Annotated in this window: 4 protein-coding genes; 3 read left to right on the top strand and 1 reads right to left on the bottom strand. The window is 40.0% G+C overall.

Features of this window, described 5'->3' with window-relative positions; translation table 11 throughout:
• Window positions 1-73: 73 nt before the first annotated feature.
• The 3 genes from ACEW8U_RS09870 to ACEW8U_RS09860 are packed head-to-tail and all read left to right on the top strand — an operon-like array spanning window position 74 to window position 3,439.
• Entirely contained in the window at window positions 74-1,672 is a 1,599-nt protein-coding gene (locus tag ACEW8U_RS09870; protein ID WP_373521874.1) for a sulfatase, read from the top strand.
• 17 nt (window positions 1,673-1,689) lie between these two features.
• Window positions 1,690-3,051 (top strand): sulfatase, encoded by a 1,362-nt coding sequence (locus tag ACEW8U_RS09865; protein ID WP_373521873.1) that lies wholly within the window; start codon window positions 1,690-1,692, stop codon window positions 3,049-3,051.
• A 25-nt stretch (window positions 3,052-3,076) separates the two neighbouring features.
• Window positions 3,077-3,439 carry a hypothetical protein gene (locus ACEW8U_RS09860; RefSeq protein ID WP_373521872.1) on the top strand — a complete coding sequence of 121 codons (363 nt, stop codon included), beginning with the start codon at window positions 3,077-3,079 and terminating at the stop codon, window positions 3,437-3,439.
• 295 nt (window positions 3,440-3,734) lie between these two features.
• On the opposite strand, the gene ACEW8U_RS09855 is transcribed toward ACEW8U_RS09860, so the two are convergent.
• Window positions 3,735-5,024 carry a M20/M25/M40 family metallo-hydrolase gene (locus ACEW8U_RS09855; RefSeq protein WP_373521871.1) on the bottom strand — a complete coding sequence of 430 codons (1,290 nt, stop codon included), beginning with the start codon at window positions 5,022-5,024 and terminating at the stop codon, window positions 3,735-3,737.
• Window positions 5,025-5,128: the final 104 nt, after the last annotated feature.

The raw sequence follows: 5,128 nt of genomic DNA, 5'->3' as shown, positions 1-5,128 counted from the left end.
GATTCCAATAGAACTGTCTACCTAGAAAATGTTGAAAACATTGAAGAGAATTTTGGATTGAAAATCTTAGTACATGAAAAATAGATCGATCAGATGGACACTGACTATTGGAACTCTAGCTGTAGTCTTAGCTTATAGTTTTATTCAATATCCTGAAAAGGTCCAAGAGCGCCCCAATATTCTATTTTGCATTATGGATGATGCTTCTCCCCACATGAGCGCTTATGGTATTGACTGGGTTTCCACACCACATTTTGATCGCTTAGCCAGGGAAGGCTTGTTATTTACCAATGCTTACACACCAAATGCCAAGTGCGCCCCATCAAGAGCCAATGTATTGACTGGACGAAATTCTTGGCAATTGGAGGAGGCTGGCAATCATGGGGCGGTTTTCCCTGCCAAGTTCAAGACTTTTCCTGAAGTATTGAGAGAAAATGGATATGAAACTGCCAGGACTGGTAAAGAATACGCTCCAGGTGATCCTGGGATGATTGATGGAAAAAGACGTGAGCTTATTGGTTATCCGGTAAAGAAACACAACACCGAACCTTGGACAACAGGCATGAGCAGTGCGGATTATTCTGCTGAATTCGATTATTTTCTTGATAATCTAGAAGATGGTAAGGCTTGGTTTTTTTGGTATGGAGCCCATGAACCCCATCGAAAATATGAATATGGCTCAGGTCAGACCAATAGCAAAAAACTGGAAGATATTGATCGCGTCCCAGCTTTTTGGCCGGATACCGATACGGTAAGAAATGATATGCTAGATTATGCCCTAGAGATAGAATATGCTGATATGCATTTGGGAAGGATGATAGAAAGCCTTGAAAAGAGAGGCTTATTGGATAATACAATCATCGTCATGACTTCGGATCATGGAATGCCTTTCCCTAGGGCAAAAGCGCAGGAATACATTTACTCCAACAAAGTGCCCTTGGCTATCAGATGGCCCAAAGGAATAAAAAGCCCAGGCAGAATTATCAAAGACTTGGTGAGTTTTATTGATTTTGCGCCTACATTTTTAGAATTGGCAGGGATAAAGTTTGATGATTCTGAAATGCATCCCTCTCCAGGAAAAAGCCTGACAGATATCTTTTATTCAAACAAAGAAGGTCAGGTAAATCCAGAAAGAGATTTTGTTTTGATTGGGCGAGAACGACATGATTATGGCAGACCAGAAAATAAAGGTTTTCCCATTCGTGGTATAGTTTCCAATGATTACTTGTACCTGTTCAATTATGATATTTCACTGTATCCTGCTGGAAACCCTGAGGTAGGATATTTGGATTGTGATGCTTCGCCGACTAAGACACAAATACTCAATATGCGTCGATCCGGTCAAGACCAGTTTTTCTGGAATTTGTCCTTTGGTAAAAGAACTTCTGAAGAGGAATTCTTTAACGTCACGAATGATCCAGATTGTATGATCAATCTATCCGAAGACCCTAATTTACTTGAATTGAAAATGTCTTTGAAAAATCGGATGGAGGCAATTCTCAAAGAGCAAGAAGATCCAAGGATGTTTGGTAATGGGGATGTTTTCAATTCTTATCGCTTCCACAAACCAATCGGATGGAATTACTATGAGCGCTTTATGGATGGAGAATTTACAGTAAAAGATACTCCTTGGGTAAACCCTACAGATGCTGAAAAAGGACCAATAGATTAGAAAAAAAATATTCCAAAATGACCTATAAGAACCTATTCAAGTGCTTGATGATTCCGATCATCTTCTTTGCATATTTAGTAAATGTGCCGCTATTCGCTCAAGATGTAGCAAATAAAAATCAACCTAACATTGTCCTCTTGTTTGTAGATGATTGGGGATGGTCGGATGTGGGCTACCGCAATGACAGGTTTGAAACTCCCCACATCAATCAACTGAAAAGAGATGGGATGGAATTCGAAAGGGCGTATGTACCTACCCCTACCTGTAGTCCAAGCAGAGCAAGTTTGTTAACAGGAAAGGAAGCTATACGACTGGAAATGCCCCGCCATATAGAACATAAAAATAAGGACGGTAGCAATGATGAAAAGTATAATTACTGGAAAAATGATCCTGCACAAATGCCTTCTATCAATTGGTTGCCTTTAGAAGAAGAAACGTATGCAGAAGTTTTGAAAGAACATGGCTACTACAACATTTTCATTGGAAAATGGCATTTAGGGCATGAACCCTATCATCCAATTCATCAAGGCTTTGATGAGATGTTTGGGACTGGTAATTGGGGTCATCCCAAAAGTTACTACCCTGAATTTTTCAAGGATGATTTGCTTTCTGAGTATACAGAAGATTATCTGACAGATATCCTGACAGATAAAGCTGTGGATTTTTTAAACAACTACAAACAAGAAAATCCATTTATGCTGACCTTTTGGTATTACAATGTTCACTCACCTTTTGTGGGTAGGAAAGATCTTGTTGATCATTTTCTTGCAAAGGGTTATGAATCAAAAGAAGCTACCTATGCTGCCATGGTTGCAAGTGTGGATGAATCCGTCGGTCGCGTAAGAGAGGCACTTAAGCAAAATGGATTGGATGAAAATACAGTAATATTGCTAATTTCTGATCAGGGAGGTTTCTATAGTAATGCTCCTCTATCAGGGGCTAAAACAGGCGGTAATACTTTGGGAGAGGGTGGTGCAAGAGTTCCTTTATACGTGTATTATCCAGGCTTAACAATACCTGGACATACTATAAATACGCCAATCCAAACCGTTGATGTATTTCCAACACTAATTGAAATAGCATCCCAAAAGCATTATTTATCAGATAAGATACAAGGAGTAAGCTTCATGCCTGCATTGATAGGCAAGCCCCTCGAAACAAGGGATTTGTTTTTCTATAGAAGCTACGAAGATCAGTACGCAGCCATCATATCAGGAGACTGGAAACTGATCAAATACAGAAGTGGAAAGTTTGAATTATTTAATGTAGGGCAAGATATATCTGAACAACAAAATAGAATAGGAGAGAACTTAGCCATAGAAAAAGAATTAAAAAATAAACTAGAAAAATGGGAATCTGAAGCAGTTCCTACTTATTAAAACCTATAACCTAAATACAATTAAAATGAAAAATGTACTATTAATCTTAGCAATGATCCTTTCAAATGTCCTTTGGGCATCTGATGTTCAAACCTCACTTCAAGAAAAGAAAGCCGAATACTATGCTGCTGAGGCAGTCAAGCATTTCAAACTAAAAGATTCCAAAAAGAAAGCCATATACGAGGCTAAACTGGCTCTGATTCAGGCTCAAAAGGAAATGGCTGATAAGAACAAAAGTGTTGAGCTTAAGAATTCTGAAATGGATCAATACAGAAGGCAAAATGTCTATCCATATACAAAAAAGGTAATGGATGCTATCGGTGTTCAATGGGAAAAATTAGAAATATTTAACGACAAGGTTCATCCAGAAATGAATAAGATTAAATGATATTCAATTTCTTTATTTAGTTAAGCATTGTCTAAATCATGAAAAAATTGCAAGACCAAGACAAGCTTGCTATAGTGACGCATCTAAGTTTGGTTTTAGATGCGTCATTATTTATTACGATGAAATTCAATCTATTTTAATCTCTTCACTAGTTTTATTGGTTGTTAATTCCAAATTAAGCCATATGAATAAGCTAAGTTTGAAAACAAATTTTTCAAATTGAAATAATGGAGATGCAAGTTCATTTCCAATACCAGCCCGTCAGGTTTTGAAATCCTGACAGGCCTTTCTAAAATTAAAGATCCATTAATCGATTCACAAACACCACACTCCTCTTCAACAAATCCGGATATTGCTTCATATTGATCGTCTCTGCGGGAGAGTGGGCACCTGTGCCTGATGCACCCAAGCCATCGATGCAATCCAGGTAATCGGCCACATAGGAAATATCTCCCGCTCCCCTTGAACCTGGATCGCCTGCCTCAATTGCCCCAAAACCCATATCCACACTGACTTTGCTCAGGATTTCCACCAAAGCATAATTCCCCGGAGTTGGGGGCATGGACGGAATGCCATCTTGGAATTTGATTTCGGCGGTTGTGCCGTTAAGGTTTTGGGTTACTATCTGTTTCATTTTTTCCCGGGCAGCTTCTTTTTGGGGTTCACCCAAAAACCGCAAATCTCCGGTAACAAATGCTTCCCTTGCCACTATATTCGTTTTGCCCAAAGCCTCTCCTTCACCTGTATCCGGATTATAGCTGATATCCGAACCGCCAATAAACTGTCCGGGGTTGAAAGTAAGGTATTGCTCTCCGGCCAATTCCTCCCTGAATTGATTGAGTATCCTTGATGCTTCATAAATAGCCCCGTAGCCAACTGACTCCCTAAAGACTCCTGATGAGTGCACTTGCTTTCCTGTGGTTTTCAAGGTCCATCCACTTGCCCCTCTTCTTGCCACAGTGGCAATATTGAATCCCTGGGCGGTTTCGTAACCCAAGGCATAGTCATGCTGCTTGGCCCTTTCGACAAACTCAGCCCGGCTGACCCACGAAGGGTCTCCGGCATTTTCTTCATCTCCGGGGAAATAGACAGTGATGGTCCGGTCTTTCAAAAGTCCCATTTGATCCAAAGCCTTCAATGTTGCAAAAATCATCACATTCCCACCCTTCATGTCATTTACGCCCTGACCTTTGGCAGTGGAGTCATTGACCATGGTGAAGGGGTAGAAGGGCATGTCTTTTTCAAACACCGTATCCAAGTGCCCTATAAAGAACAGCTTCTTGCCTTTTGTGCCTTTTCTGGTGGCGACAAAATGACCTGCCCGCTTCAAAGAATCCGGTAAGGTTATCCATTCGGTCTGAAAACCGATTTTGGCAAATTCCCTTTCAAAAACCCTTCCCACCTCACGGACACCCATCAGATTTAATGTACCCGAATTGATGTTAACGGTCTTTTCTAGGAGAGCAACAGTTTCTTCAAAGTTTTTGTCGATCAGGTCAATTAGTTGGCTCTCGATTTTTGTGAGTTTTTGAGAGAAGACTTGTGTGGAGATAAAGAGGAGAAGGATGAGTAAAGTGTTTTTCATTTTGTAGATATGAGATTAAAGAAACAAGAATTTGTTTCAATTTGGGATTTTGATACCAGTGGCTTTTTATTGGCACGCTGATAACGCTGATTGAGCAGATTTTC

The organism is Aquiflexum sp., assembly GCF_041751335.1.
GTDB lineage: Bacteria > Bacteroidota > Bacteroidia > Cytophagales > Cyclobacteriaceae > Aquiflexum.
The sequence above is the reverse complement of the archived record's forward strand: the minus strand, read 5'-3'. Positions and strand labels throughout refer to the sequence as shown.

Coding starts and splice junctions, on each gene's coding strand:
- ACEW8U_RS09870 (WP_373521874.1), top strand. CDS start 74: ATGAAAAATAGATCGATCAGATGGACACTGACTATTGGAACTCTAGCT.
- ACEW8U_RS09865 (WP_373521873.1), top strand. CDS start 1,690: ATGACCTATAAGAACCTATTCAAGTGCTTGATGATTCCGATCATCTTC.
- ACEW8U_RS09860 (WP_373521872.1), top strand. CDS start 3,077: ATGAAAAATGTACTATTAATCTTAGCAATGATCCTTTCAAATGTCCTT.
- ACEW8U_RS09855 (WP_373521871.1), bottom strand. CDS start 5,024: ATGAAAAACACTTTACTCATCCTTCTCCTCTTTATCTCCACACAAGTC.